Annotated in this window: 21 protein-coding genes; 11 read left to right on the forward strand and 10 right to left on the reverse strand. The window is 54.2% G+C overall.

Annotated elements, in window-relative coordinates; genetic code table 11:
• Positions 1-609 precede the first annotated feature (609 nt).
• The 3 genes from FOY93_RS05390 to FOY93_RS05405 all read left to right on the forward strand — a co-directional run bounded on the left by FOY93_RS05390 (position 610) and on the right by FOY93_RS05405 (position 2983).
• Positions 610-1950, forward strand: coding sequence for an IS110 family RNA-guided transposase (locus FOY93_RS05390; protein ID WP_172621907.1), 1341 nt, complete (start codon positions 610-612; stop codon positions 1948-1950).
• 569 nt (positions 1951-2519) lie between these two features.
• The gene (locus tag FOY93_RS05400) at positions 2520-2771 is read left to right on the forward strand and encodes a hypothetical protein (protein ID WP_032638522.1); all 252 of its coding nucleotides are present in this window, start codon (positions 2520-2522) and stop codon (positions 2769-2771) included.
• Positions 2768-2983, forward strand: coding sequence for a hypothetical protein (locus tag FOY93_RS05405; RefSeq protein ID WP_023310588.1), 216 nt, complete (start codon positions 2768-2770; stop codon positions 2981-2983). Before FOY93_RS05400 ends, FOY93_RS05405 begins: the two co-directional genes overlap by 4 nt.
• An 81-nt stretch (positions 2984-3064) precedes the next feature.
• Here FOY93_RS05405 and yczR read toward each other — a convergent pair whose 3' ends face one another.
• Entirely contained in the window at positions 3065-4486 is a 1422-nt protein-coding gene (gene yczR, locus FOY93_RS05410; RefSeq protein ID WP_143344763.1) for a MocR-like transcription factor YczR, read from the reverse strand.
• 86 nt (positions 4487-4572) lie between these two features.
• On the opposite strand from yczR, the gene yczE reads away from it, so the two are divergent.
• The 3 genes from yczE to FOY93_RS05425 all read left to right on the forward strand — a co-directional run bounded on the left by yczE (position 4573) and on the right by FOY93_RS05425 (position 9525).
• Entirely contained in the window at positions 4573-5184 is a 612-nt protein-coding gene (yczE, locus tag FOY93_RS05415; protein ID WP_143344764.1) for a membrane protein YczE, read from the forward strand.
• A gap of 78 nt (positions 5185-5262) precedes the next feature.
• Entirely contained in the window at positions 5263-6333 is a 1071-nt protein-coding gene (locus FOY93_RS05420; RefSeq protein ID WP_133293894.1) for a LacI family DNA-binding transcriptional regulator, read from the forward strand.
• Positions 6334-6435: 102 nt separating this feature from the next.
• The gene (locus FOY93_RS05425; RefSeq protein WP_143344765.1) at positions 6436-9525 is read left to right on the forward strand and encodes a beta-galactosidase; all 3090 of its coding nucleotides are present in this window, start codon (positions 6436-6438) and stop codon (positions 9523-9525) included.
• A 39-nt stretch (positions 9526-9564) separates the two neighbouring features.
• On the opposite strand, the gene FOY93_RS05430 is transcribed toward FOY93_RS05425, so the two are convergent.
• Positions 9565-10410, reverse strand: coding sequence for a nickel/cobalt efflux protein RcnA (locus tag FOY93_RS05430; protein ID WP_143344766.1), 846 nt, complete (start codon positions 10408-10410; stop codon positions 9565-9567).
• A 134-nt stretch (positions 10411-10544) separates the two neighbouring features.
• Between FOY93_RS05430 and FOY93_RS05435 the strand changes: the two genes are divergently transcribed.
• On the forward strand, positions 10545-10817 hold the full coding sequence (locus tag FOY93_RS05435) for a metal-sensing transcriptional repressor (protein ID WP_115874368.1): 273 nt from the start codon (positions 10545-10547) through the stop codon (positions 10815-10817).
• On the opposite strand, the gene FOY93_RS05440 is transcribed toward FOY93_RS05435, so the two are convergent.
• Positions 10810-12375 carry an EAL domain-containing protein gene (locus FOY93_RS05440; protein ID WP_133293897.1) on the reverse strand — a complete coding sequence of 522 codons (1566 nt, stop codon included), beginning with the start codon at positions 12373-12375 and terminating at the stop codon, positions 10810-10812. The two genes, FOY93_RS05435 and FOY93_RS05440, sit on opposite strands and share 8 nt — an antisense overlap.
• A 220-nt stretch (positions 12376-12595) precedes the next feature.
• Between FOY93_RS05440 and FOY93_RS05445 the strand changes: the two genes are divergently transcribed.
• Positions 12596-12856 carry a type B 50S ribosomal protein L31 gene (locus FOY93_RS05445; protein WP_010428154.1) on the forward strand — a complete coding sequence of 87 codons (261 nt, stop codon included), beginning with the start codon at positions 12596-12598 and terminating at the stop codon, positions 12854-12856.
• Between the two features lie 2 nt (positions 12857-12858).
• A complete protein-coding gene (gene ykgO / locus FOY93_RS05450) occupies positions 12859-12999 on the forward strand; it encodes a type B 50S ribosomal protein L36 (RefSeq protein WP_003859006.1) in 141 nt (46 codons plus the stop codon).
• Here ykgO and FOY93_RS05455 read toward each other — a convergent pair.
• Positions 12996-13706, reverse strand: a complete 711-nt coding sequence (locus FOY93_RS05455) for a GNAT family N-acetyltransferase (protein ID WP_133293898.1) — start codon at positions 13704-13706, stop codon at positions 12996-12998. The genes ykgO and FOY93_RS05455 overlap by 4 nt on opposite strands.
• Positions 13707-13806: 100 nt before the next feature.
• Here FOY93_RS05455 and pdxR point away from each other — a divergent pair, with 100 nt between their 5' ends.
• Positions 13807-15267: a MocR-like pyridoxine biosynthesis transcription factor PdxR gene (pdxR, locus tag FOY93_RS05460; RefSeq protein ID WP_143344767.1), complete on the forward strand. Its 1461-nt coding sequence runs from the start codon at positions 13807-13809 to the stop codon at positions 15265-15267.
• Here the strand turns inward: pdxR and FOY93_RS05465 are convergent.
• The 6 genes from FOY93_RS05465 to acrA form a co-directional block, all read right to left on the reverse strand.
• On the reverse strand, positions 15239-15706 hold the full coding sequence (locus FOY93_RS05465) for a YlaC family protein (protein ID WP_023310598.1): 468 nt from the start codon (positions 15704-15706) through the stop codon (positions 15239-15241). The genes pdxR and FOY93_RS05465 overlap by 29 nt on opposite strands.
• A gap of 117 nt (positions 15707-15823) precedes the next feature.
• Positions 15824-16375, reverse strand: a complete 552-nt coding sequence (gene maa, locus FOY93_RS05470) for a maltose O-acetyltransferase (protein ID WP_133293900.1) — start codon at positions 16373-16375, stop codon at positions 15824-15826.
• A gap of 204 nt (positions 16376-16579) precedes the next feature.
• Positions 16580-16798, reverse strand: a complete 219-nt coding sequence (gene hha, locus FOY93_RS05475; protein WP_008499287.1) for a hemolysin expression-modulating protein Hha — start codon at positions 16796-16798, stop codon at positions 16580-16582.
• A 27-nt stretch (positions 16799-16825) separates the two neighbouring features.
• Positions 16826-17200 carry an Hha toxicity modulator TomB gene (gene tomB / locus FOY93_RS05480; RefSeq protein WP_008499288.1) on the reverse strand — a complete coding sequence of 125 codons (375 nt, stop codon included), beginning with the start codon at positions 17198-17200 and terminating at the stop codon, positions 16826-16828.
• A 510-nt stretch (positions 17201-17710) separates the two neighbouring features.
• Positions 17711-20857, reverse strand: a complete 3147-nt coding sequence (acrB, locus tag FOY93_RS05485; protein WP_143344769.1) for a multidrug efflux RND transporter permease subunit AcrB — start codon at positions 20855-20857, stop codon at positions 17711-17713.
• A gap of 22 nt (positions 20858-20879) precedes the next feature.
• On the reverse strand, positions 20880-22073 hold the full coding sequence (gene acrA, locus FOY93_RS05490; RefSeq protein ID WP_045909753.1) for a multidrug efflux RND transporter periplasmic adaptor subunit AcrA: 1194 nt from the start codon (positions 22071-22073) through the stop codon (positions 20880-20882).
• 140 nt (positions 22074-22213) lie between these two features.
• Between acrA and acrR the strand changes: the two genes are divergently transcribed.
• Positions 22214-22867, forward strand: coding sequence for a multidrug efflux transporter transcriptional repressor AcrR (gene acrR, locus FOY93_RS05495; RefSeq protein ID WP_023310602.1), 654 nt, complete (start codon positions 22214-22216; stop codon positions 22865-22867).
• The last annotated feature ends 74 nt before the right edge of the window (positions 22868-22941 follow it).

A 22941-nucleotide genomic window follows, 5' to 3' on the forward strand; every position in this document is an offset into this window, starting at 1 on the left:
ACCCTGAATTCAATATTGCCGGGCGATGCTTTCGCATCGGCAATCTCATTAAGCTAATCCGTAACGCTATTTTCCCCGCATGACCGCACCCTATGACACTGAAAATAAGAGTATAGCTAGCCGTCAAGGGCCCACCCATTTGTGCGACAGATATTCCGCTCCCGCTCTCACGGTAGATGAGATCGAACATGCCCGTCGTATGGCCCTGGCAGGTAAAATTGAAGCGTTCACACAATTTGTGAACTCTTGCCGGAGCGTGATCAAAAACTATGAGCCGCCAGTGTTCAAGTACACAGGGGAAAATGTGGTCGCTTTATCTTCTTGTACGGCGGTATCTTTAAGGACTGCGGTTAGTCGTCTGTATTATGGTTATGTTAAAAAACTGTCCATGGGTGAAACCCCGTCCTGAGTCTCAGAAACTCCCTGGAAAAGCTGGCAGACTAATTTAGCGAAGGAAGCAGCCGTCGGCCTTTTGGTGGTATGACCCCGTAAAAAAACATGGTTCAGGGACTGTGGCGGATCCGACAGTGGTGACTTTGATCCCGTTCAGGAAGGTGATTTCTCCGTCGTCCCCTCCTTCGTTCATCAAAAATGAGCAAGGAGATTCCCATGAAAAAATCCTCCCGAATGTCTATTGTCCATTCTCATGCTGCGGGCGTTGATATTGGCGCTGAATTTCACGTTGTCGCCGTACCGCCTGACGCTGACGCCGAGCCAGTCAGGACTTTTCAAAGTTTCACCGGCGACCTTCATCGGATGTCTGACTGGCTCAAAACCTGTCACATTACGACCATCGCCATGGAGTCCACCGGCGTTTACTGGTTGCCTGCTTTTGAGATCCTTGAAGCCGCGGGTTTCAATGTGATCCTCGTAAATGCCAGAGACGCAAAAAATGTTCCTGGTCGCAAGACTGATGTCAACGACGCCCAGTGGTTGCAGAAACTGCATTCATTTGGTCTTCTCCGGGCCAGCTTCAGACCTGAACACGACATTTCTGTACTCAGGTCTTATTTGAGGCAACGGGAACGCCTGACTGAATACCGGGCTGCACATATCCAGCATATGCAGAAGGCGTTGATGCAGATGAATGTGCAATTACATCATGCCGTATCGGATATCACTGGCGTTACCGGTCTTTCAATCGTCAGAGCCATTGTCAGTGGTGAGCGCGATCCTTCAATGTTGATCCAGTATCGTGATGTCAGATGTAAGAAGACGCCAGAAGTGCTTCAGCAGGCCCTGACAGGGAACTGGCAGCCTGAGCATCTTTTTGCACTTGAACAGTCGGTTGCATTTTTCGATTTTTACCAGGAAAAGATCCGCGAGTGTGATGATCAAATCGAAACTTCATTATTGCAGCTCAGTATCGGAATTAAAGAGCCTGAGGGAGTATTGCCCTCCGCCAGACATCGTACAAAGCAACCCAATCAACTTTCCTTTGATGTCAGACCGTTACTCTGGAAAATTACTGGGGCAGATCTGACACAGATACATGGGTTTGGACCTTATCTGGCACTAAAATTCGTTGCCGAATGCGGTACTGACATGAATCGCTGGCCGGATGCGAGCCATTTTACCTCGTGGCTATGTTTGTCCCCGGGAAATAAGATCTCCGGTGGAAAAGTGTTGTCCTCGAAAACGAGACGTTCATCCAGTCGAATTGCTGCTGCACTCAGGCTGGCAGCCACAACAATTGGCCGGAGCGATACCGCGTTGGGCGCTTTTTATCGTCGATTATCATCCCGTATAGGGAAAGCGAAAGCAGTCACTGCAACGGCAAGAAAACTGGCAATACTGTTCTACAATGCCCTGAAATATGGTCAGAAATATGTCGATCCTGGCGCGGATTATTATGAAGAACGCTACCGTAGTCGCGTACTCGATGGACTTAAACGAAGAGCAAAATCACTGGGTTACTCTCTCCAGCAAGACCCTGAATTATGCGTGTGAATCGGGAGTTTCTCAGGAAGCCGTAAAAGATGAACAGCCAGAAGACCTATTTACAGTCAAAGGCAGCAATACGAACCTCCAACCACTGATTGAAGAGGTTGGGCGATCCTACATGGTAGTGGAAAATGTGGCTTAGATGGAGTTTGGTCAAAAGCCATACAAAGCCGGGTCAGCCCCGGTTTTTTGTGTCTGTCGCATGAGAAAACGGCTTGCCAGTGTATACTTTGGGTGATACAAAATCATTGCCCCACCGCTTTTTAGTGCATTGAAATACATAGGTTTTATTGGAAAAGCTTAGCTGGCAGGGCCCCTACCCATTTCCGCCCTCATAAAATCTTCCTGCTTTCACCTCTCACTTTTGACTGCTATCCCACAATAATATTATGCCTATATCGTGTAATATATATTTCATCGCGCTGAAATATTATTGTCATAAACCTGTAATAATAGACTGTCATTTTATAATTGGATGTCTATTTTCTTCCATAACTCGAAAAAATTTATATCTGGATAACATTGTTAACTTCGTGTATTAAATAAAGTACTTATTCCGAAGGGAAGTGACAAACATGGCTACAGCGGTATTAAACGTTAAGATTGATGACGCGCTAAAAGAAAGGCTTCGCCACTATGCGGAACTCAATAACGAGAATTTAAGCGTGACAACAGAGAAACTGCTGCTGCTGGCATTCGAAGCAGTAGAAGAGGCGGGAGTATCGGAAGAGGATATTGATAATCAGCATACGGAAGAAGAGAGTGTTTCTCCTTTTACTCCTAAAGAAATCAAGGCTCTACGTAAACTTCTGAAGAAGAGAAAATGAAACAACAACTGTCAACTGCCAGTGACTACAACGAGGCCTGCGATCTGTTGCGTTCAGGCTACGTGAAGCATGTACGTCTTGGCTGGAATGTTGGAAGCGATGAGTTCTTTCGTATTGCGTCTGACTGGTGTGATACCGGTGCAAAAATAAAGAAAGACGGTGATAATTTCGTTATTTCACTAAAAGGCTTTCCTATTCCTCCTCAGCATTAAACACTGACCAGTGAAAACTGCTGACTGCATATATTACAGTCAGCAGTTTTTATTTTATGATCTGCTTCAAATATTTTAATATTAGATTACGCTGCGTTTTAACGATGGCACGTTTTTATTCAGGGTGAGCCATAACGGTTTGATCCTCAGTAACGCCTGCTCAAGCTCTGTCGATTCCAGCGAGAAGGGCATACGTAAATAGCGGTCAAACGCCCCCGATAAACCAAATCGCGTCCCGGTTCCAAGGTTAATTCCGATTATTTCTGCCCGTGCGGCAAGCTGTGTCGCCAGCATGCCCGGTAGCTCTATCCAGTAGGAGAGCCCGCCTTCCGCCTCGTGGAATTTCCACTCCGGAAAATGTTCTCGCAGCAGGTCACCGCATCGATCGCGCCGTTCCGCTAGCATCTTCCGGCGTGCGGGCAGAAACGTCTCGCTGTTGTTAATGAGCCACTGCATTGCCAGCTGTTCCAGCAGCGGCGAGCCTAAATCCAGCGTATCCCGCGTCTGGGCAAGCGTGGCGATGGTGCGCGATGAGGCGCGGATCCAGCCTAGACGCAGCCCTCCCCAGAAGCTTTTGCCGGCGGAGCCTAAAGTGATGACGGTGGCCTGCGGGTTGAAGGCAGCCAGCGGTGGCGGGGGAGGCGCATCAAACCAGAGATCCACCATCGTTTCATCCACCACCAGCGCCGTGCGGGTTTGGGCTGCAATATCCGTGATGGCCTGACGGGTGGCAATATCCATACAGCGCCCGGTCGGATTATGAAAATCCGGCATCAGGTACGCCAGGCGCGGCGCGGTTTGGGCAAGCGTGGCGGCGAAGCCATCCGTATCCCAGCCGGTTTCCGGCAGCGACACCCCCACGGGCCGACACTGCGCGCCCTGAATGGCGGCAATCGCCAGCGGATAGGTGGGGTGATCGACCACGACGCGATCCCCGGGCCCGGTCATCATCCGCAGGACCAGCGCGAAGCCGCTGACGGCGCCATTGACCACCATCACTTCGTCCGCGCGGGTGGGAAGACCACGCGCGGTATAGCGTGCAGCGATGGCTTCCCGCAGCGTCGGCAGCCCTAGCTGATCGTAGCCCGTCAGCGAGAGATGCTGGGTAATGGCCGTGAGCGCATGGGTATACGCCTGATGGATCTCCGGCCCGGCATTGAGGGCGGCAGTGGAGAGATCCAGTGCCGCGCTCGCCGCGGAAAGAGTGGGAACGGCGCGCGTATCCGGGAGGATCACGCGTGACCCGCTGCCGTGGCGGCTTTCAAGATATCCCTCTTCACGCAGGTGGGCGAGCGCGCTGCTGACGGTGGTACGGCTCACGTCCAGCGCCGCGGCCAGCTCACGCTCGCCCGGCAGCCGCGTATTCAGTGCCAGCCGTCCGTCAAGGATTAATAAACGCAGCGCGTCGGCCAGCTGTCGCCAGAGCGGGGTTCGGGATGAGGCTTGTTGCCAGTGGCCTAAAAGGCGTACCAGAGACTGACTTCCGAAGCGGCGTGATGACATATGCAGTCCACTATTTGAAAACTGGACATTAATCATAGTGCCATTTTAGGTCAGGATGAAAGCCTGGTTCACTGGAGAAGATAAAAATGGTACGTCGTCTGCTACAACTCTATGTCGGTTTAGGACTGTATGGCCTGTCCACCGCGATGTTTATTCGTTCCGATTTGGGCGTCGACCCCTGGGATGTATTTCACCTTGGGGTGGGGTTACAGCTGGGAATGACTATCGGAACGGTGATTATTGTGACCGGCGCTGCGTTGCTGCTGCTGTGGATCCCGCTGCGCCAGATGCCGGGGCTTGGCACGATCAGTAACGTGATTTGTATCGGTCTGGCGGCGGACGCCAGCATGGCGCTTATCCCGGAACTGGAATCGTTACCCGTTCGAATCGCTTTCCTGGTGTCGGGCATCGTGATGAACGCGATTGCGACCAGCATGTACATCGGGGCCGGTTTCGGGCCAGGCCCGCGCGACGGTCTGATGACCGGCATTCACGCCCGGCTGGGGTGGTCCATTCGTAGCGTGCGCACCTCAATTGAAGTGTCCGTCCTGCTGATTGGGTGCGTGCTTGGCGGCACCTTTGGCGTGGGAACCGTACTTTATGCCCTGACCATTGGCCCGCTTATCCAGCTCTGTCTGCCCTGGTTTCGCCAAAAGCCGCGCATTGCGGAAATACCTCAGCCGGAGCGGGTTGTTTAATTTTGCGAAGCGCTCACATGTTTTAACGGCGTCGCTGTGCCACAATAATGGGCCCCGACTCACGCGATGCCACAATGCATGAAAGCTATCACTCTCTACGATGTCGCCCTCCTTGCGGGGGTTTCTTATCAGACCGTTTCCCGCGTCATTAACGACGCGGAGCATGTTTCTGCCCGCACGCGGGAAAAGGTGCAGCAGGCGATGGCGGAGCTGCACTACGTGCCTAACCTGCGCGCACAGCAGCTGGCGGGTAAACGCACCCGCACGCTGGGACTTATCACCACCGATCTGGCCCTGCATGCGCCCTCGCAAATTGTGTCGGCGGTAAAATCCCGCGCGGCGGAACAGGGGGCAAGTGTTCTTATCTCCATGGTTGAACAGCCGCAGCACTGTCAGGTCGCGCTTCAGGCGCTGCTGGCGCAGCGGGTGGACGCGCTGCTGGTGAATGTTCCGCTTGACGATCTGCTCGCCGAAGAACTCAGGGCACTGGCGTCGCCCGTCCCGGTGCTGTTCCTCGATGTGGCACCTTCAGCGCGGGTAAACAGCCTCGTGTTTAACGCGGAGCAGGGGGCGCGTCTGGGCGTTGAGCATCTGCTTTCGCTGGGGCATCGACATATTGCTCTGCTGAGCGGGCCGGAAAGCTCGGTCTCTGCTCGGGCGCGTCTGGCGGGGTGGAAAGCCGCTCTGGCCCGCGCGTGGCATGAAGCCGTTGAGGTGGCTTACGGTGACTGGAGCGCCGCCAGCGGCTATGAGAAAGGGCATGTCCTTCTGTCGGGGACGATATTACCGGATGCCATTCTGGTGGCTAACGATCAGATGGCGCTCGGGGTAATGCGCGCCTGCGCGGAAAAAGGGATCGCTATTCCTGGCCAGATGTCGGTGGTCGGGTTTGACGATACGGCCGACAGCGCCTGGTTTTCCCCGCCGCTGACGACCATTCGTCAGGCGTTTCGCGATGCGGGTGAACGCAGCGTGGAATGGCTGCTGGCCCCCACCGGGGAGGAGGCGTGCTGGCAGGTTCAACTACCGGTGACGCTGGTTACCCGTCATTCAAGCGCACGCCGCAACCCGAAGCAGGCTGAACGCGAGGATCTGGCGGAGCAGCTTAGAAGCCTGGCACTCCTTGCCGAGCAGATTGCCCGCAAATAAAACTTTGTGATCTGACTCGCTACCCGGCGAATGGGCGCTTTACCATCGCAGAGTGCCAGGGCATGTTAACCAAAATTGTGAGCGCTTCGCAAAGAGGTTACTATGTCCACCACTTCACCGCTGACCCTCAGCGCCATTCTGGCCCGTCGGGACTGGGAAAACCCCGGCGTCACCCAGTGGAACCGCCTGGCCGCACATGCGCCGTTACACAGCTGGCGCAATGAATCTTCCGCCAGAGATGACGCCGGAACCACCAGCAGGCGCACTCTTAATGGGATGTGGCGATTTAGCTACTTTTCTGCTCCCGAGCAGGTTCCTGAGGCATGGGGCACCGAAGATTGCGCGGATGCCGTCGCGATGCCCGTACCGTCGAACTGGCAGATGCAGGGGTTTGACACGCCCATCTACACCAATGTCACCTATCCCATCCCCGTTAACCCACCTTTTGTGCCGCAGGAAAATCCGACAGGTTGTTACTCGCTCACATTTGAAATGAATGACGCCTGGCTTCAGAGCGGGCAAACACGCATCATCTTTGACGGTGTGAACTCGGCGTTCCATCTCTGGTGCAACGGGAAGTGGATAGGCTATTCCCAGGACAGTCGGCTGCCCGCCGAATTTGACCTCTCGGCGGCATTACGCCCCGGGCAGAACCGCCTGGCGGTCATGGTATTGCGCTGGTGCGACGGCAGCTATCTTGAAGATCAGGACATGTGGCGCATGAGCGGCATTTTCCGCGATGTGACTTTGCTGCATAAACCCGATACCCGGATTGCCGATTATCACGTGGTGACGGACCTGAATAAGGAGCTGGACCGCGCGGTGCTGAAGGTTGATGTCGCGCTGGCAGGCGCTGGCTTTGCAGACTGCGAGGTGGTTTTTACCCTGTGGCGCGCGGAGGAAAAATGCGCCTGCGTTTCCCGGCGTCCAGGGTCAGCCATCGTCGACGAGCGCGGCAGCTGGGCAGAGCGCTTAACGGCGGCGATGCCCGTTGAACAGCCCGCGCTCTGGAGCGCTGAAACGCCAGAACTGTATCGCCTGACGATTGCGCTTATCAACCCGCAGGGTGAAGTGCTTGAGATTGAGGCATGCGACGTGGGCTTCCGCCGCGTTGATATCAGCAATGGCCTGCTGAAGCTCAACGGTAAACCGCTGCTGATCCGCGGGGTTAACCGGCACGAGCATCACCCGGAAAACGGCCAGGTGATGGACGAAGCGACCATGCGCCGCGATATCGAAATCATGAAGCAGCACAACTTCAACGCCGTGCGCTGCTCGCACTACCCGAACCATCCGCTGTGGTACCGGCTTTGCGACCGCTACGGGCTGTACGTTGTTGATGAAGCCAACATCGAAACCCACGGTATGGTGCCGATGAGCCGCCTTGCAGACGATCCGCGCTGGCTGCCCGCTATGAGCGAACGCGTGACCCGCATGGTGCAGCGCGATCGTAATCATCCCTCAATAATCATTTGGTCGCTGGGCAATGAGTCCGGGCACGGCGCAAACCACGACGCACTGTATCGCTGGGTGAAATCTACGGATCCGACGCGTCCGGTGCAGTATGAAGGCGGCGGCGCGAATACGGCGGCTACCGATATTGTTTGTCCGATGTATGCCCGTGTCGATCAGGATCAGCCCTTCCCGGCAGTGCCTAAATGGTCAATCAAAAAATGGATCGGTATGCCGGACGAAACGCGTCCGCTGATCCTCTGTGAATATGCTCACGCGATGGGGAATAGCTTTGGCGGGTTCGCGAAATACTGGCAGGCGTTTCGCAGCCACCCTCGCCTGCAGGGGGGATTTGTCTGGGACTGGGTCGATCAGGCCCTGACGAAACAGGACGAAGCTGGCAACGCGTTCTGGGCCTACGGGGGAGACTTTGGCGATAAGCCGAACGATCGGCAGTTCTGCCTCAATGGCCTGGTATTCCCCGATCGCACGCCGCACCCGGCGCTGTACGAGGCGCAGCGCGCCCAGCAGTTCTTTACATTTACGCGGGTCAGCACCTCGCCGCTGGTGATTGAGGTGCAAAGCGGCTACCTGTTCCGCCACACCGATAACGAAGTGCTGAGCTGGACGGTTGCCCGGGACGGGGACGTGCTGGCCGAGGGCGAGGTGACGCTCTCGATGTCGCCTGAAGGCACCCAGCGTCTGGAGATCGACCTGCCGGAGCTGAAAGCCGGGCCGGGTGAGGTCTGGCTGAACGTAGAAGTACGCCAGCCGCGGGCAACGCCGTGGTCACCGGCTGACCATCGCTGCGCGTGGGAGCAGTGGCCGCTGCCGGCTCCACTCTTTATTGCTCCGCCAGCTCCGGTGGGCGAGCCGCCGGTCTTGACGCAAAACGATCGCGTTCAGGAGATCTCCCATCGTCAACAGCGCTGGCAATTCGATCGCGCAACCGGAAATCTGACTCAATGGTGGCGAAATGGCGTTGAAACGCTGCTTTCACCTCTGACGGATAACGTCAGCCGCGCGCCGCTGGACAACGACATTGGCGTAAGTGAAGCGACGAAGATCGATCCGAACGCCTGGGTTGAACGCTGGAAAGCGGCGGGCATGTACGATCTCACCTCGCGCGTTCTGCACTGTGAGGCAGAGCAGCACGCAGACGAGGTGGTTGTCACAACCCAGCACGTCCTTGAGTATCGCGGCAAAGCCCTGTTTATGAGCCGTAAAGTCTGGAGGGTGGACGAGCGAGGCGTTCTGCATGTCGATATTCAGGTCGATATTGCATCTGATATCCCGGAGCCTGCGCGCGTTGGCCTGAGCGTTCATCTTGCCGAAACGCCGGAAAACGTCTCCTGGCTGGGACTGGGGCCGCATGAAAACTATCCGGACAGAAAGCTGGCGGCACGGCAGGGGCGCTGGACATTACCCCTGGCGGAGATGCACACGCCGTATATCTTCCCGACGGAAAATGGTTTGCGCTGTGATACGCGGGAGCTGACGCTGGGAACGCATCAGCTAAATGGCCAGTTCCACTTCTCGGTGAGCCGCTATAGCCAGCAGCAGCTGCGGGAGACAACCCATCATCATCTGCTGCGGGAAGAGCCGGGATGCTGGCTTAACCTCGATGCGTTCCATATGGGCGTGGGCGGCGACGATTCCTGGAGTCCCAGCGTTGCACCGGAATTCATTCTGCAGACACGTCAGCTTCGCTATACCTTCAGCTGGCAGCAGAACCCTTAACTGACCCTGGAGAGGCGGCCACAGAGCGTGGCCGCATGCTTACGCCAGAATGCCGCTCAGGCCATGCAGGCTCATGTAAATTCCTACCACGGTAATCAGCGCAGCGGAGATCCACGGTGCCTTACGGGAGAATTCGCTAAACCCGGGCCAGCGTTTGGTCGCGTGCTTGAGGCTTAAGGCGGCAATCGCGCCGGAAGCGACCAGCGTTAACGCCAGACCAATACTGAAGCTGAACACCAGCGTCGCGCCGAGGGCGAAATGCTTCAGCTGCAGGCAGATCAGCAGCACGGTGATGGACGCCGGGCAGGGGATAAGTCCGCCGGTCAGGCCAAACATCACAATCTGTCCGGTGGTGACATTTTGACCGCTGAAGCGGCGGTTAATATCCTGCGCGTGAGCGCGCTGGTGGGCGTCCTGCCACTCTTCTTCAATCAGCGTGTGTTCGTGGTGATGATGATCATGATGGTGGTCATGTTCATGTTCATGTTCATGTTCATGGTCGTGGTGGTGATGGCTATCATGGTCGTGATGATGATCGCGCGGCTGGCTCTCTTTCCAGGTTCGCCACGCCATCCACAGGGCGATCGCAACGATCAGCACCCCGGAGATCAGCTGGAACCAGGGTTCGGACGTATGCGCATCCCAGCCCCGACCAAACCATAATCCCGCCATCGCAACGAGCCAGACCACCGCCGTATGGGAGAGCGTTGCCGCCAGGCCAAGCAGTACCGCCTGTTTCAGCGTGCCGCGGATGGCAACAATAAAGGCTGCCATCATTGTTTTTGAATGGCCTGGTTCCAGGCCATGCAGCGCACCGAGCAGGATAGCGCTGGGAACAAACAGCCAGGCATTGCCCTGCTGAAGAAGTGAAGCAAAATCGGTCATGGGAAATTCCGGAGTGGAAAGCGTGCGGAGATACTACTCCCCCCCAGTAGCGTAATACTACCCCCCAGTAGAAAAATACTCAGGGGGAGTAGAGCGTGATATGCTTTAAAAGCTAAAAAATTAGGGATACAGAGATGTCACATACCGTTAGAGACAAGAAGATGTTACTGACTCGCCTGAAGAAAATTCAGGGGCAAAGCACCGCGCTGGAAAAAATGCTTAACAGCGATCACGAATGCGCCGAGGTGTTACAGCAGCTGGCGGCAATCCGCGGGGCGGTCAATGGCATGATGATGCAGGTGATCGAAGGACATTTAACCGATCACGTGGTGAAAGAGCCTGAAGAAGCGCAGCGTGAAGCCGATCTTGGCGTGGTGTTGCGGGTGATCAAATCCTATCTCAAGTAGCGTGCGTGCCGAGGTTATTTTCTGCCCAAAGAATAAATTCCGTTTTTGGCAGTGCCTTGCTGTAGTACCACCCCTGCCCGTACTGCACGCCGTGACGGTGTAGCCAGGCGAGCTGCCCTGCGGTCTCGATGCCCTCCGCCACCATCGCCAGCTTCAACGACTTTGCTATTTCAATGATGTGCGGCGTCACGTTTTTATACTCCAGCGCATCGACGAACGATTTATCAATTTTTAGCGTGTCGACGTCCAGATCCTGCAGATAGCTCAGGCTGGAATAGCCCGTGCCAAAATCATCAATATAGACAGGGTGCCCCGAGCGGCGAAATGCGGCGATAGCCGGCGCGCTGATTTTGGGATCGGCAAAGCCGCGCTCGGTGAGCTCAAGGGCGATTTGTCGGGGTTGTATTTGCCACTTATTCAGTAGCTGACTCAGTAAAGGTGGCAGGATGCCGGAGGTTAAATCGGCAGGGGCGAGGTTAATGGAGATATGCTGATCGGGATGGCGTTGCAGCCAGTGGCCCATATCTTCAAACACCTTTTCGATGACTAACTGCGTCAGCTGTGAGATGAGCCCCGTTTGCTCGGCAAGGGGGACAAAAATATCCGGCGATAGGCTGCTTCCGTCTGGCTGTGGCCAGCGCGTCAGCGCTTCTGCGCCCACAATTTTTCCGCTACTGAGCGCCACGATGGGCTGATAGTGAACCACAAAATCCCGGCTGTTAATGGCGTCAAGCAGGCGATTGCGCGGCGACTGGATACGACGCAGGATCCGCAGGACAAACAGCGCGGCGAGCAGACTTATTAACATGCCGAACGGTAACCAGAAAAGAAGCTGCCGGTGCCAGGTTTCAGCCAGCGGTTTGAGCGTTGCCCATGCGACGACGGTAAATCCAAGCTCAGGTACAGACTTCATGACGTACATTGAACCGTTGTACTGCACGCTTTTGACATCCCGCTCCTGAACCATGTCGCGGATGTGAGAATTGAGCTTACTGCTGCTGGCGAATATGCGGTGTGTTGTAGTGCCTACCAGGGCGGCATCAATCGCTATCTCGCCGAAAGGGATAACGTCCACCAGCGAGGCAGGATCGACCATGACAAGGTAGTGGCCTTTTCCCAGCACTGCCATGTAGCGGTTAAACCCAAGATCGTTTTGCGTGGTCAGCCATGCGCTGTAACCATCTTCGGTAATGCGCATCGGTGGGGGGAAAGGGGGAGCATGACTGGTTTGCTCGAGGGAGGAGCAGAGCGGCTGAAGGTTATCGATATAAATCACTTCCTGAACATATCGCCACGAGAAAGCGACCCGGCGCATCTCTCTTAACTGCAACGGGCTACACGGCACCCCTTCAAAGGCCTGCAGGTGATCGAGTGCTTCTTTTGCCTGATCCACAACTCTGTCGGTTCTTACCAACACGCGTGACGCATAGTTATCCAGCGCATTGGCAAACTTATCTTCCGCCTGGCGATGGGCCAGCCAGATGCTCAGGCAAATGGGAACCAGCACAGAAAAGATAAGTATGCCAGTCACCAGACTGACCAGATGTCGGGTTTTCATGCTGTCGTGTCCTTCCTCGTATACCCGTTCCTAGGCATTGAGTTCCTTGCCTGAAGAGAAAGATTTTACCGCGAAATGATATAGTTATAGCACGTGGGCAGCCAGGTTTTCATTTTATCTCAGGCAAACGAGAAAATATCGCCCGGCGAGAGGGGGTTGTTTTTTCGAACTGGCCTGGATATTATTTTGTTATGTTATAACAAAACACAAAGGATTTACGATGAAGCCTGATATCCATCCAGCCTATCGCACCGTGGTATTCCACGACACCAGCGCTAATGAATACTTCAAGGTTGGCTCAACCATTAAGACCGACCGCGAAATTGAACTCGACGGTGAAACGTATCCGTACATCACCATTGAGGTTTCTTCAAAATCGCACCCGTTTTATACCGGCAAGCAGAAAACGTTCTCCACGGACGGTAGCGCCGCGCGCTTCCGCAAGCGTTTTGGCGGTTTTCTCAATGCGAAGCGGGGCTAACCATGCAGGTACTTAACTCATTACGCAGTGCAAAGCAGCGTCACCCGGATTGCCAGATAGTCAAACGCAAGGGACGCTTATACGTGATTTGCAAATCTAATCCGCGCTTTAAGGCGGTTCAGGGACGTAAAAAAAGACGCTAGACGCGCGTTTCTCGCCAGCTTTCCAGGGATCTTTTCTGTTTGCCATCGGCAGTAAAATTGTCGGTGGCAAGCCAGCTTTCAAAGGCGCTCGCCAGCGCCGGCCACTCTTTGTCGAGAATAGAAAACCAGTCGGTATCCCGGTTACGGCCTTTTATGACCAGCGCCTGGCGAAAGCGCCCCTCAAACTGAAAGCCCAGACGCAGCGCTGCTTTACGGGAAGGCTCGTTCAGGCTATTGCACTTCCATTCATAACGTCGGTAGCCCAGGGTATCGAACACGTACCGCATCAGCAGATATTGCGCCTCTGTCGACCCTGGCGTGCGGCTTAACAGAGGAGAGAAGTGAACGTGCCCCACTTCCACGACCCCGTTTTTAGGATCGATCCGCATCAGGGACAGCGTCCCGACAGGAGACTCGGTCTGGTTATCCATAACGGTAAAGTGGATGGGATCGGATAACTCACTTACGCTCGCCACCCAGTTGGCAAACTCTTCTGCGGTGGCATCAGGTTCACGAAGTAGCCACGTCCAGCTGCGGGTATCTTCGGCCAGGGAATAGGCGGAGAACAACGCGTGGGCATGCTCCACGCGCAGCGGCTCAAGCCGACAATAGTGACCCTGAAGGACTACCCGGGACGGGTGTTGACGAGGTTGCCAGTCGATAAGGGCTTCGCCTACAGGCTGTCCAAACTCATTGAATGTATTCATCTTTATTCCATGTCGTTGAAAAGAACTCCAGATTAGTGAATTACTGGTTCCTTAAAAAGAACCACCAGGATATATTTTTCTGGTACCACAAGGAGGAAAGATGAATATACCGGGTGATGAGCTTTACACTTTGCTCCATGCTGCGCTGAAAAAGCGTGAGCAAGAGACGCTCCAGCGCACGCTCTATCATGCTTTGCGGGATGCGATACTGTGCGGCAGGCTTCAGTCCGGCAGCCAGCTGCCCGGTTCGCGAACGCTGGCGCAGCAGATCTCGGTTTCCCGAAACACCGTCAATGCGGCGCTGGACCAGCTCACGCTCGAAGGTTATTTGCTGCGAAACCGTCAGGGGACACGGGTGGGGCAATTCGCTCATCGTACGATTGCCCGAACGCTGCCGGATCCTGACGTCAGGCTGACAAAACGTGTCGCCCTGCTGCCCGCCCCTGTGCCGCGCGATACCCCTGTGATGGCGTTCACGCCGGGAACGCCTGCCATTAACTATTTCCCCTTGCCGCTGTGGCGGCGATTGTACGATCGCGTTCTGCGCGAGGAGGGAAGTGCCCTGTTAGGCTATGGTGACCCGGCCGGTGAACCGTCTCTTCGGGCAGCGATTGCCCGGCATCTCGCCTTGTCCCGTGGTATCGACTGCGACGCCAGCCAGATTGTGCTCACCGAAGGTGCACTTGAGGGGGTCAATCTCTGCACGATGCTGTTAAGCGAGCCTGGCGATGTCGCCTGGGTAGAAAACCCTGGCTATAGCGGGGCAAAGAGTGCGTTTGTTAAAACCGGCCTGGCGATGACGGGAATACCGGTTGATGACGAGGGAATGTGCTGGGAAGGGCTGGATGCGCCTGCCCCCTCAATGATCTTTACATCGCCTTCGCATCAGTTCCCTTACGGGAGCGTGCTCAGCGCGCGGCGGCGGCTGGCGCTGCTTGACCTGGCCCGGCAGCACAACGCGTGGATCATTGAAGATGATTACGACAGCGAGTTCCGTTATGCCGGTGAGCCCGTACCGGCGATGCTGGGAATGGTCAACAATGCGCCCGTTGTGTATCTGGGGACGTTCAGTAAAACGCTGTTTCCGTCACTTCGCATGGGGTTCATGGTGTTACCGCCAGCGCTGGCTAAGGCGGTTCGTCCGGCCATCGGCTCGCTGTTGCGGGGTGGGCATCGTGCCGAACAGCGCACCCTGGCGCTGTTCATTGAAGAAGGTCATTACGCCCGCCACCTTGCCGCCATGCGTCGGCTGTACCGTAAACGCTACCGCCAGCTGCGGGAGGTGCTGGGCGCCGAGCTTCATACTCCGCACCGCATTCTGGCAGGCGAAGGTGGGATGCATCTGACGCTGGCGATAGACGGTATTGACGACCAGAGGCTGGTGGCGAAGGCGAGAGCGTTTCAGCTGGCACCCGCTGCACTGAGCGGGTATTACCTGGAGGCGAAGCAGGGGCAAACCGGGCTGGTTTTAGGTTACGGTAATACCTCTGCTTCTCAGTTTGCGCCGGGGATCCGAAGTCTGCAGGCGTTAATTACGCAGCAGCAGGGCGAGAAAGGGTAAAGACATCATAGAATGAGAGCTGTCCTTTGGTGGAGACCATTTTCTGCAGCTTCTCTTTTTGCCCGGCTTCAACTGCCGGAGAGTGCATGATGTTTTCGATCAGCTCCTCTGGCACGTAACGCGTGTTGTACCATTCGCCGTTATAGCAGACCCGAAAATCGAGCACGTCGATATCTTCGTAACGGTAGCGCGGATTCACGTCGAAAAAGAAAAAGGCGTTAAAGACGACAAACAGTACAACCAGCAGCCAGACGGAGTCCACCAGCGTTTCGGACTTCAGCATAACAATAAGCGTCGCCAGCCAGGCGGCATACATGGCGACAAACAGGCCAGGATGTTTGCGAATAAAGCTAATGCTAAAGCGCGGGCGATTATCGCGCTTTTCGCGGAGGTTAAGATCGTCGATGGTGGCGGTAAGCAGGCGCTGTATCTCGGTCATTTTTTGCCTTCATGAGAGTTGACAATACAGGGTGTCTGCCAATTTTAGGGGAGCCATCAGGCTGAAAAAAGTAACAGTCTGGCGCTAAAAGACTATAACAGTTGACTCCCCGCGACTTCACAGCGTTTTGATAATTTTTGCCGGGTTGCCGCCAACCACGACGTTAGCCGGGACGTCTTTCGTCACGACCGCGCCGGAGGCCACCACCACATTATCACCAATGGTGACGCCAGGGTTAATGACCGCCCGGCCACCAATCCAGACGTTATTTCCAATATTGACGGGTTTTCCAAACTCCACGCCGCTGTTTCGTTCCTCCGCATCCAGCGGGTGGGTTGCCGTATAAATTTGAACACCCGGCGCGAGCATACAGTTATCGCCAATATGAACAGGGCAGACATCCAGCATCACGCAGTCGAAGTTAGCGTAAAAGTTTTTGCCCAGATAAATGTTATATCCGTAGTCGCAGCGGAAGCTCGGCTCTATATAAGCGCCTGCGCTTTGTCCGAGAAGTTCCGCCAGAATGTTCTGGCGTTCTGTTTTTTCATCAGGCGCAGTGTGGTTATAGCGGTAAACCAGATGGCGGGCCCGCAGTCGGTCAGCCCGTAATGTCTCATCGCCGGGGCGATAATGTTCACCGGCAATCATTTTCTGTTTTTCTAAGCTCACTGGAAACCTCTCTGGATGTTATTACCGCAGATTAATCGGAACTGGCCAGAAGGGGAACGTTCCCGGAAAGCCGATGTGACCATCGTCACAACATTGCTGTTGTTGAACGCGTTTTACACGGAGACCTGGCTTACGCACAGGGGGCATAACGGGATAGGTAAAACTCAGAACGAGGCGTAGAACTCTACAGACACCCTTCAAAGATTAACGGACAAATTTCCACACAGAAGTAGGGATTTTGTCATACAGCTTATTCATTGTTAGTTCAGCAAGACGATGGTCAGCGGCTGAATAAAATACCGCCAGTTCATTATCAGAAAGCTCGTATTTATTCTTTTCAATGACGCGTTCAAGCGTGTCAATTGACTGACAACGTCGTAAGCGCATCAAATAATCGATCTTTGTGAGTGGTTTATCAGACATAAATTCACCTTAGTAATTGTAATAATTTTAACAGGAAAGACTCACCGGGTTAGCTCTGCTCACGTTGACGAAACAGCGGAATAGCCGATTTCCCGATTTACGCCATTTTTGCAAATCCTGAGCGTTAATGCCGTAACTACTGAACAACATAAAGGTGTCGTCCAGGTATTCATCAATTTGCTCGATGAGCTTATTATCTTCATTGTACTTAATTTTATAATTAAGTGCGAAGGTTGCGATATGCTCTATCAGCTCATTCAACTGTAAATTGATGGCAGACGTTGGGTCGTTTACCCAGCCATGGTTACTTTCATCAAGATTGGCAAGGCAGTCATGGTACAAGGATTCGCAGAGAAATTTCAACTGCGCGATATCATGCCTTTTTGGCGAGTACTCGTCCATAGCGCATCCCCTTCTGAGTGATTTCTTACTCACCGAACATCATTGTCGGGATGGATACAACTGACTTAGCTACATGAGTGCTGTGTTCCTGATAACCTAACTATAAGCCACTCCTTCCTGGATTTCACCGCGCTATTACGAAAAATTACAAATAAAACCGCAGGCTGAGAGCTTGAACACAAATGGTCGTCCTGGACTCAACGTTTTTATCCAAATTAACGACGGTGCTTTATCGCTTCCTTACGTTTCATTGGCTTAGCAAAAATGCTGAGAAAAGTTTAGATTCAGACTTATCTTTGTAAGAACTTCTTATTAGGAATATTCCTAATACTTTAAGCGGGGAAATGAAATTAAAAAAATCCCGATTTCACCGATTAAGTTATCAGTTAATTATGATATGTCTATTTAAGATGGCAGAAAATAAATTGAACCACAATAAGCGTAATTTATGATTTTTTCTGAAAATGAAAAAGGCCGCTAATGCGGCCTTTTTATCATGTGAAACCGGTATCAGTGAGGTTCTACCGAATGACTGTGTTCAACATCTTCATTCTTTCGGCTAAAGCGGCGGCGAACCACCACGAAGAACACCGGTACGAAGAAGATGGCCAATACGGTCGCGGTAACCATACCGCCCATCACACCAGTACCTACTGCGTTCTGCGCACCGGAGCCCGCTCCGGAACTGATAACCAGCGGCAGTACGCCGAGGATAAACGCCAGTGACGTCATCAGGATCGGGCGCAGACGCATACGAACCGCCTCAAGCGTCGCCTCAATAAGACCTTTGCCTTCTTTCTCCATCAGATCTTTGGCGAATTCAACGATAAGTATCGCGTTCTTCGCCGACAAGCCAATGGTTGTCAGCAGGCCTACCTGGAAGTAAACGTCGTTGGTCAACCCACGGAACGTCGCCGCAAGCAGCGCACCGATAACCCCGAGTGGAACCACCAGCATAACGGAGAACGGAATCGACCAGCTCTCGTACAGTGCCGCCAGACACAGGAAGACCACAATCAGTGAAATGGCGTACAGAGCAGGGGCCTGGTTACCGGACAGACGTTCCTGATAGGACATACCGGTCCAGTCATAGCCGATACCCGCAGGCAGTTTGCTCGCCAGCTCTTCCATCAGGTTCATGGCTTCACCGGTGCTTCGGCCCGGTGCGGCCTGACCCAGGATCTCCATAGACGGCAGACCGTTATAGCGTTCCAGACGCGGTGAACCGTATTCCCAGCGTGACGTTGAGAACGCCGAGAACGGAACCATCTGACCATTGCTGCCGCGCACGAACCAGCTGTTGATATCGTTCGGCAACATACGGTACTGCGCCTCTGACATCACGTACACTTTCTTCACACGACCGCGATCGATGAAGTCGTTAACGTAGCTACCGCCCCAGGCTGCGCCCAGCGTGGTGTTGATGTCACTGATGGATACGCCCAGCGCCTGAGCTTTTTCCTGATCGATGTCGATTTTGTACTGCGGCGTATCTTCCAGGCCGTTTGGACGTACGCCGACCAGCAGGTCAGGGTGTTTAGCGACTTCACCAAACAGCTGGTTACGCGCCTGCGTCAGTTTCTCGTGACCCAGACCGCCCTGGTCGATCAGCTGGAAGTCGAAACCGGTTGCGGTACCCAGTTCAACAATCGCTGGCAGGTTAAAGGCGAATACCATCGCATCTTTAATCTGCGAGAAGGTGCCCATTGCACGGCCGGTGATGGCTTCAACCTTGTTCTCTTTGCCCGGACGTTCAGACCAGTCCTTCAGAGAGACGAAGGCAATACCGGTGTTCTGACCGCGACCCGCAAAGCCAAAGCCGTTAACCGCAAACACGGATTCAACGTTGGCTTTCTCTTTGGTGAGGTAGTAATCGGTCATCTCATCCAGCACTTTCTGGGTACGCTCTTGCGACGCACCCGCCGGAAGCTGAGCCATACTCAGGAACACGCCCTGATCTTCGTCCGGCAGGAAGGAGCTTGGCAGACGAACAAACAGGTAGGCCATGCCCACCACGATGATGATATAGAGCAGCAGGTAACGACCGGTGCTGCGCAGGATGTTACCTACGCTATCGGTGTAGTGGTGCGTGCTTTTATCGAACATGCGGTTAAACCAGCCGAAGAACCCTTTGTGCTCGCCGTGACCGCCTTTCTGAATCGGCTTCAGCATGGTGGCACACAGGGCAGGGGTCAGGATCAACGCCACCAGCACCGACAGCGCCATCGCGGAAACGATGGTAATGGAGAACTGACGGTAAATCGCACCGGTAGAGCCCCCGAAGAAGGCCATCGGAATGAATACCGCAGACAGCACCATCGCGATACCAACCAGCGCGCCCTGGATCTGACCCATCGATTTACGGGTCGCTTCCTTCGGCGGTAGACCTTCTTCTGCCATGACACGCTCGACGTTCTCGACCACCACGATGGCGTCATCTACCAGCAGGCCGATGGCGAGCACCATCCCGAACATCGTCAGGGTGTTTATCGAGTAGCCAAATATCGACAGGATCGCAAAGGTCCCGAGCAGAACAACCGGCACGGCAATCGTTGGGATAAGCGTCGCGCGGAAATTTTGCAGGAACAGGTACATAACCAGGAAGACGAGGATGATCGCCTCAACCAGCGTCTTAACCACTTCGTGAATCGAAATTTTGACGAACGGCGTGGTGTCGTACGGGTAAACGATTTTCAGACCTGACGGGAAGAACGGCTCCATCTTCTTCAGCTCTGCGCGGATCGCCGTGGCGGTATCCAGGGCGTTAGCGCCTGTCGCCAGTTTGATACCCAGACCGGAAGCCGGCTTGCCGTTAAACTTCGCGATGATGTCGTAGTTCTCACCGCCCAGCTCAACTTTCGCCACGTCGCGCAGGCGAACCTGCGAACCGTCCTGATTCACCTTCAGCAGAATTTTGCTGAATTCATCGGCAGAGGTCAGACGGGTCTGCGCGATGATCGAGGCGTTAAGCTGCTGGCCCTTCACCGGCGGCGTACCGCCTAACTGACCGGCCGCTACCTGGGCGTTCTGCGCTTTAATCGCACTGATCACGTCAACCGGGGTCAGCTGGTAGTTGTTTAGCTTGTTCGGATCCATCCAGATACGCATCGCGTACTGGGAACCGAACAGCTGCACGTCACCCACACCGGAAGTACGGCTGATGGCGTCCTTCATGTTGGCGCCCACGTAGTCGGAAATATCCTCCTGCGTCATGGTGCCGTTGGTGTTGATAACCCCGACAACCATCAGGAAGCTGCTGGACGATTTCTCGACGCTCACGCCCTGCTGTTGTACTTCCTGCGGCAGCAAAGGCATCGCCAGCTGCAGTTTGTTCTGCACCTGAACCTGCGCAATGTCAGCATCCGTACCTGACTGGAAGGTCAGGGTGATCTGCACCGTACCGGTAGAGTCACTGTTTGAGGACATGTACATCAGGTTATCGATACCGTTCATGTTCTGTTCGATAACCTGGGTGACGGTATCCTGCACCGTTTTCGCATCAGCCCCCGGGTAGGTTGCGGAAATTGTCACCGCCGGTGGCGCAATCGTTGGATATTGCGCGACAGGCAGCTTCAGGATCGCAAGTCCCCCGGCCAGCATGATGATAATGGCGATCACCCATGCAAATATGGGGCGATCGATAAAGAAATTAGGCATGTCTTAACGGCTCCTGTTTAAGTTAAGACTTGGTTTGTTCTGACTGGCCAGCGGCCGAAGCTTGTTGTTTATCGTCAGATTTCACTTCCTGTGCTTTAACCTGCGCGCCAGGACGAACTTTTTGCAAACCAGAAACAATTACGCGATCGCCATCTTTCAGACCTTCCGTCACCAGCCATTTATCGCCAATCGCCTGGGTGGCGGTGATATTGCGCGTTTCGACTTTGTCATCAGCCCCAACAACCAGCGCGCTCGCATCGCCGCGTGGCGTACGGGTCACACCCTGCTGTGGAACCAGAAGTGCGGTTGGATTTGTTCCTTCCTCCAGACGTGCGCGAACGAACATACCTGGCAGCAGATTTTTGTCAGGGTTCGGGAAAATCGCACGTAAGGTGATGGAACCGGTGGTCTGGTCGACCGTCACATCAGAGAATTCCAGGGTACCTTCCTGCGGGAACTTGATACCGTCGTTGGTAATCAGCTCCACCTTGGCTTTGCCGTTTTCCTGTTTCAGGGTGCCGTTAGCCAGCTCCTGTTTCAGGCGCAGGAAATCGTTGCTGGACTGCGTCACGTCAACGTAGATCGGATCGAGCTGCTGCACGGTCGCCAGCGCAGTGGTCTGACCGTTCTGCACCAGAGCCCCTTCCGTGACGGAAGACTTACCAATACGACCGCTAATCGGGGAGGTCACTTTGGTATAGGCCAGGTTAATGCGCGCGGTTTCGACGGCCGCTTTGGCTGCCACCACGGCTGCGTTAGCCTGCTGTGCATCTGCCAGGGCGGTATCGTAATCCTGTTGGCTGATGTACTTAGTGCCGAGCAGTTTTTGGTAGCGGTTCAACGTCAGCTGAGCAATTTTGGCCGCGGCCTGTGCTTTCGCCAGGTCTCCCTTCGCACTTTCATAAGAAGCCTGATAGGTTGCGGGATCAATCTGATACAGAGACTCACCGGCCTTCACATCACCGCCTTCGGTGAAGTTACGCTTCAGGATAATGCCGCTAACCTGAGGACGCACTTCCGCAATGCGGTAAGCATTTGTACGGCCTGGTAATTCGGTGGTGATTTGTAGAGGTTCAGATTTGAGCGTAACAACGCCTACTTCTGGCGCCTGCTGAGCTCCTTGTTGAGCCGGTTTGTCGTCACATCCTGTTAGCGCTAAGCTGCCTGAGAGCATCAGAACGACCGCCAGAGGCGTTAACCCTCTGTTTTTGTTCATATGTAAACCTCGAGTGTCCGATTTCAAATTGATCAAGGGTCCTGAGTCTAAAACCCATTGCTGCGTTTATATTATCGTCATGCTATGGTACATACATTCACAAATGTATGTAAATCTGACTCCTGTAAATTCACCCACCTATGGCACGAAAAACTAAACAACAAGCGCTGGAAACCCGACAACACATTCTGGATGTGGCAATACGTTTGTTCTCGCAGCAGGGTGTTTCATCCACCTCGCTGGCGCAGATTGCTCAGGCTGCCGGTGTGACGCGAGGAGCGATTTACTGGCATTTTAAAGATAAGTCAGATCTGTTCAGTGAAATCTGGGAGCTTTCAGAGTCCAGCATTAGCGATCTCGAGAGTGAGTATCGGGCAAAATTCCCTGACGATCCACTCTCAGTATTGAGAGAAATATTAGTATATATCCTTGAAGCAACGGTAGTTGAAGAACGTCGCAGATTGATGATGGAGATTATTTTTCATAAATGCGAGTTCGTGGGCGAGATGGCGGTTGTGCAGCAGGCACAGCGCAGCCTAAGCCTGGAGAGCTATGACCGTATTGAACAGAACCTGAACCTGTGTATGCAGGCAAAACTATTACCGGCCAATCTCTTGACCCGACGGGCGGCAATCCTGATGCGCAGCTACATTTCCGGTCTGATGGAAAACTGGCTTTTCGCGCCGCAATCCTTTGACCTTAAAGAGGAAGCCCGCAGCTACGTGGCGATTTTACTGGAAATGCTACAGCTCTGCCCCACGCTGCGCAGCGACGCGCCTTCGCTAACGGCCTGATCCCTTTCCAGGATTTATCTCAGAGGATAACGTTCGCGCTATTCTGCTTTCGGCGAGCGTGATATTCTTCACGC

It is taken from the genome of Enterobacter sp. 18A13 (genome assembly GCF_007035975.1).
Classification (GTDB): Bacteria; Pseudomonadota; Gammaproteobacteria; order Enterobacterales; family Enterobacteriaceae; genus Enterobacter; species Enterobacter vonholyi.

What these genes read in the sequence shown, in the direction of transcription:
- FOY93_RS05390 (WP_172621907.1), top strand. Translation starts at nt 610, where the DNA reads ATGAAAAAATCCTCCCGAATGTCTATTGTCCATTCTCATGCTGCGGGC.
- FOY93_RS05400 (WP_032638522.1), top strand. Translation starts at nt 2,520, where the DNA reads ATGGCTACAGCGGTATTAAACGTTAAGATTGATGACGCGCTAAAAGAA.
- FOY93_RS05405 (WP_023310588.1), top strand. Translation starts at nt 2,768, where the DNA reads ATGAAACAACAACTGTCAACTGCCAGTGACTACAACGAGGCCTGCGAT.
- yczR (WP_143344763.1), bottom strand. Translation starts at nt 4,486, where the DNA reads ATGTCATCACGCCGCTTCGGAAGTCAGTCTCTGGTACGCCTTTTAGGC.
- yczE (WP_143344764.1), top strand. Translation starts at nt 4,573, where the DNA reads ATGGTACGTCGTCTGCTACAACTCTATGTCGGTTTAGGACTGTATGGC.
- FOY93_RS05420 (WP_133293894.1), top strand. Translation starts at nt 5,263, where the DNA reads ATGAAAGCTATCACTCTCTACGATGTCGCCCTCCTTGCGGGGGTTTCT.
- FOY93_RS05425 (WP_143344765.1), top strand. Translation starts at nt 6,436, where the DNA reads ATGTCCACCACTTCACCGCTGACCCTCAGCGCCATTCTGGCCCGTCGG.
- FOY93_RS05430 (WP_143344766.1), bottom strand. Translation starts at nt 10,410, where the DNA reads ATGACCGATTTTGCTTCACTTCTTCAGCAGGGCAATGCCTGGCTGTTT.
- FOY93_RS05435 (WP_115874368.1), top strand. Translation starts at nt 10,545, where the DNA reads ATGTCACATACCGTTAGAGACAAGAAGATGTTACTGACTCGCCTGAAG.
- FOY93_RS05440 (WP_133293897.1), bottom strand. Translation starts at nt 12,375, where the DNA reads ATGAAAACCCGACATCTGGTCAGTCTGGTGACTGGCATACTTATCTTT.
- FOY93_RS05445 (WP_010428154.1), top strand. Translation starts at nt 12,596, where the DNA reads ATGAAGCCTGATATCCATCCAGCCTATCGCACCGTGGTATTCCACGAC.
- ykgO (WP_003859006.1), top strand. Translation starts at nt 12,859, where the DNA reads ATGCAGGTACTTAACTCATTACGCAGTGCAAAGCAGCGTCACCCGGAT.
- FOY93_RS05455 (WP_133293898.1), bottom strand. Translation starts at nt 13,706, where the DNA reads ATGAATACATTCAATGAGTTTGGACAGCCTGTAGGCGAAGCCCTTATC.
- pdxR (WP_143344767.1), top strand. Translation starts at nt 13,807, where the DNA reads ATGAATATACCGGGTGATGAGCTTTACACTTTGCTCCATGCTGCGCTG.
- FOY93_RS05465 (WP_023310598.1), bottom strand. Translation starts at nt 15,706, where the DNA reads ATGACCGAGATACAGCGCCTGCTTACCGCCACCATCGACGATCTTAAC.
- hha (WP_008499287.1), bottom strand. Translation starts at nt 16,798, where the DNA reads ATGTCTGATAAACCACTCACAAAGATCGATTATTTGATGCGCTTACGA.
- tomB (WP_008499288.1), bottom strand. Translation starts at nt 17,200, where the DNA reads ATGGACGAGTACTCGCCAAAAAGGCATGATATCGCGCAGTTGAAATTT.
- acrB (WP_143344769.1), bottom strand. Translation starts at nt 20,857, where the DNA reads ATGCCTAATTTCTTTATCGATCGCCCCATATTTGCATGGGTGATCGCC.
- acrA (WP_045909753.1), bottom strand. Translation starts at nt 22,073, where the DNA reads ATGAACAAAAACAGAGGGTTAACGCCTCTGGCGGTCGTTCTGATGCTC.
- acrR (WP_023310602.1), top strand. Translation starts at nt 22,214, where the DNA reads ATGGCACGAAAAACTAAACAACAAGCGCTGGAAACCCGACAACACATT.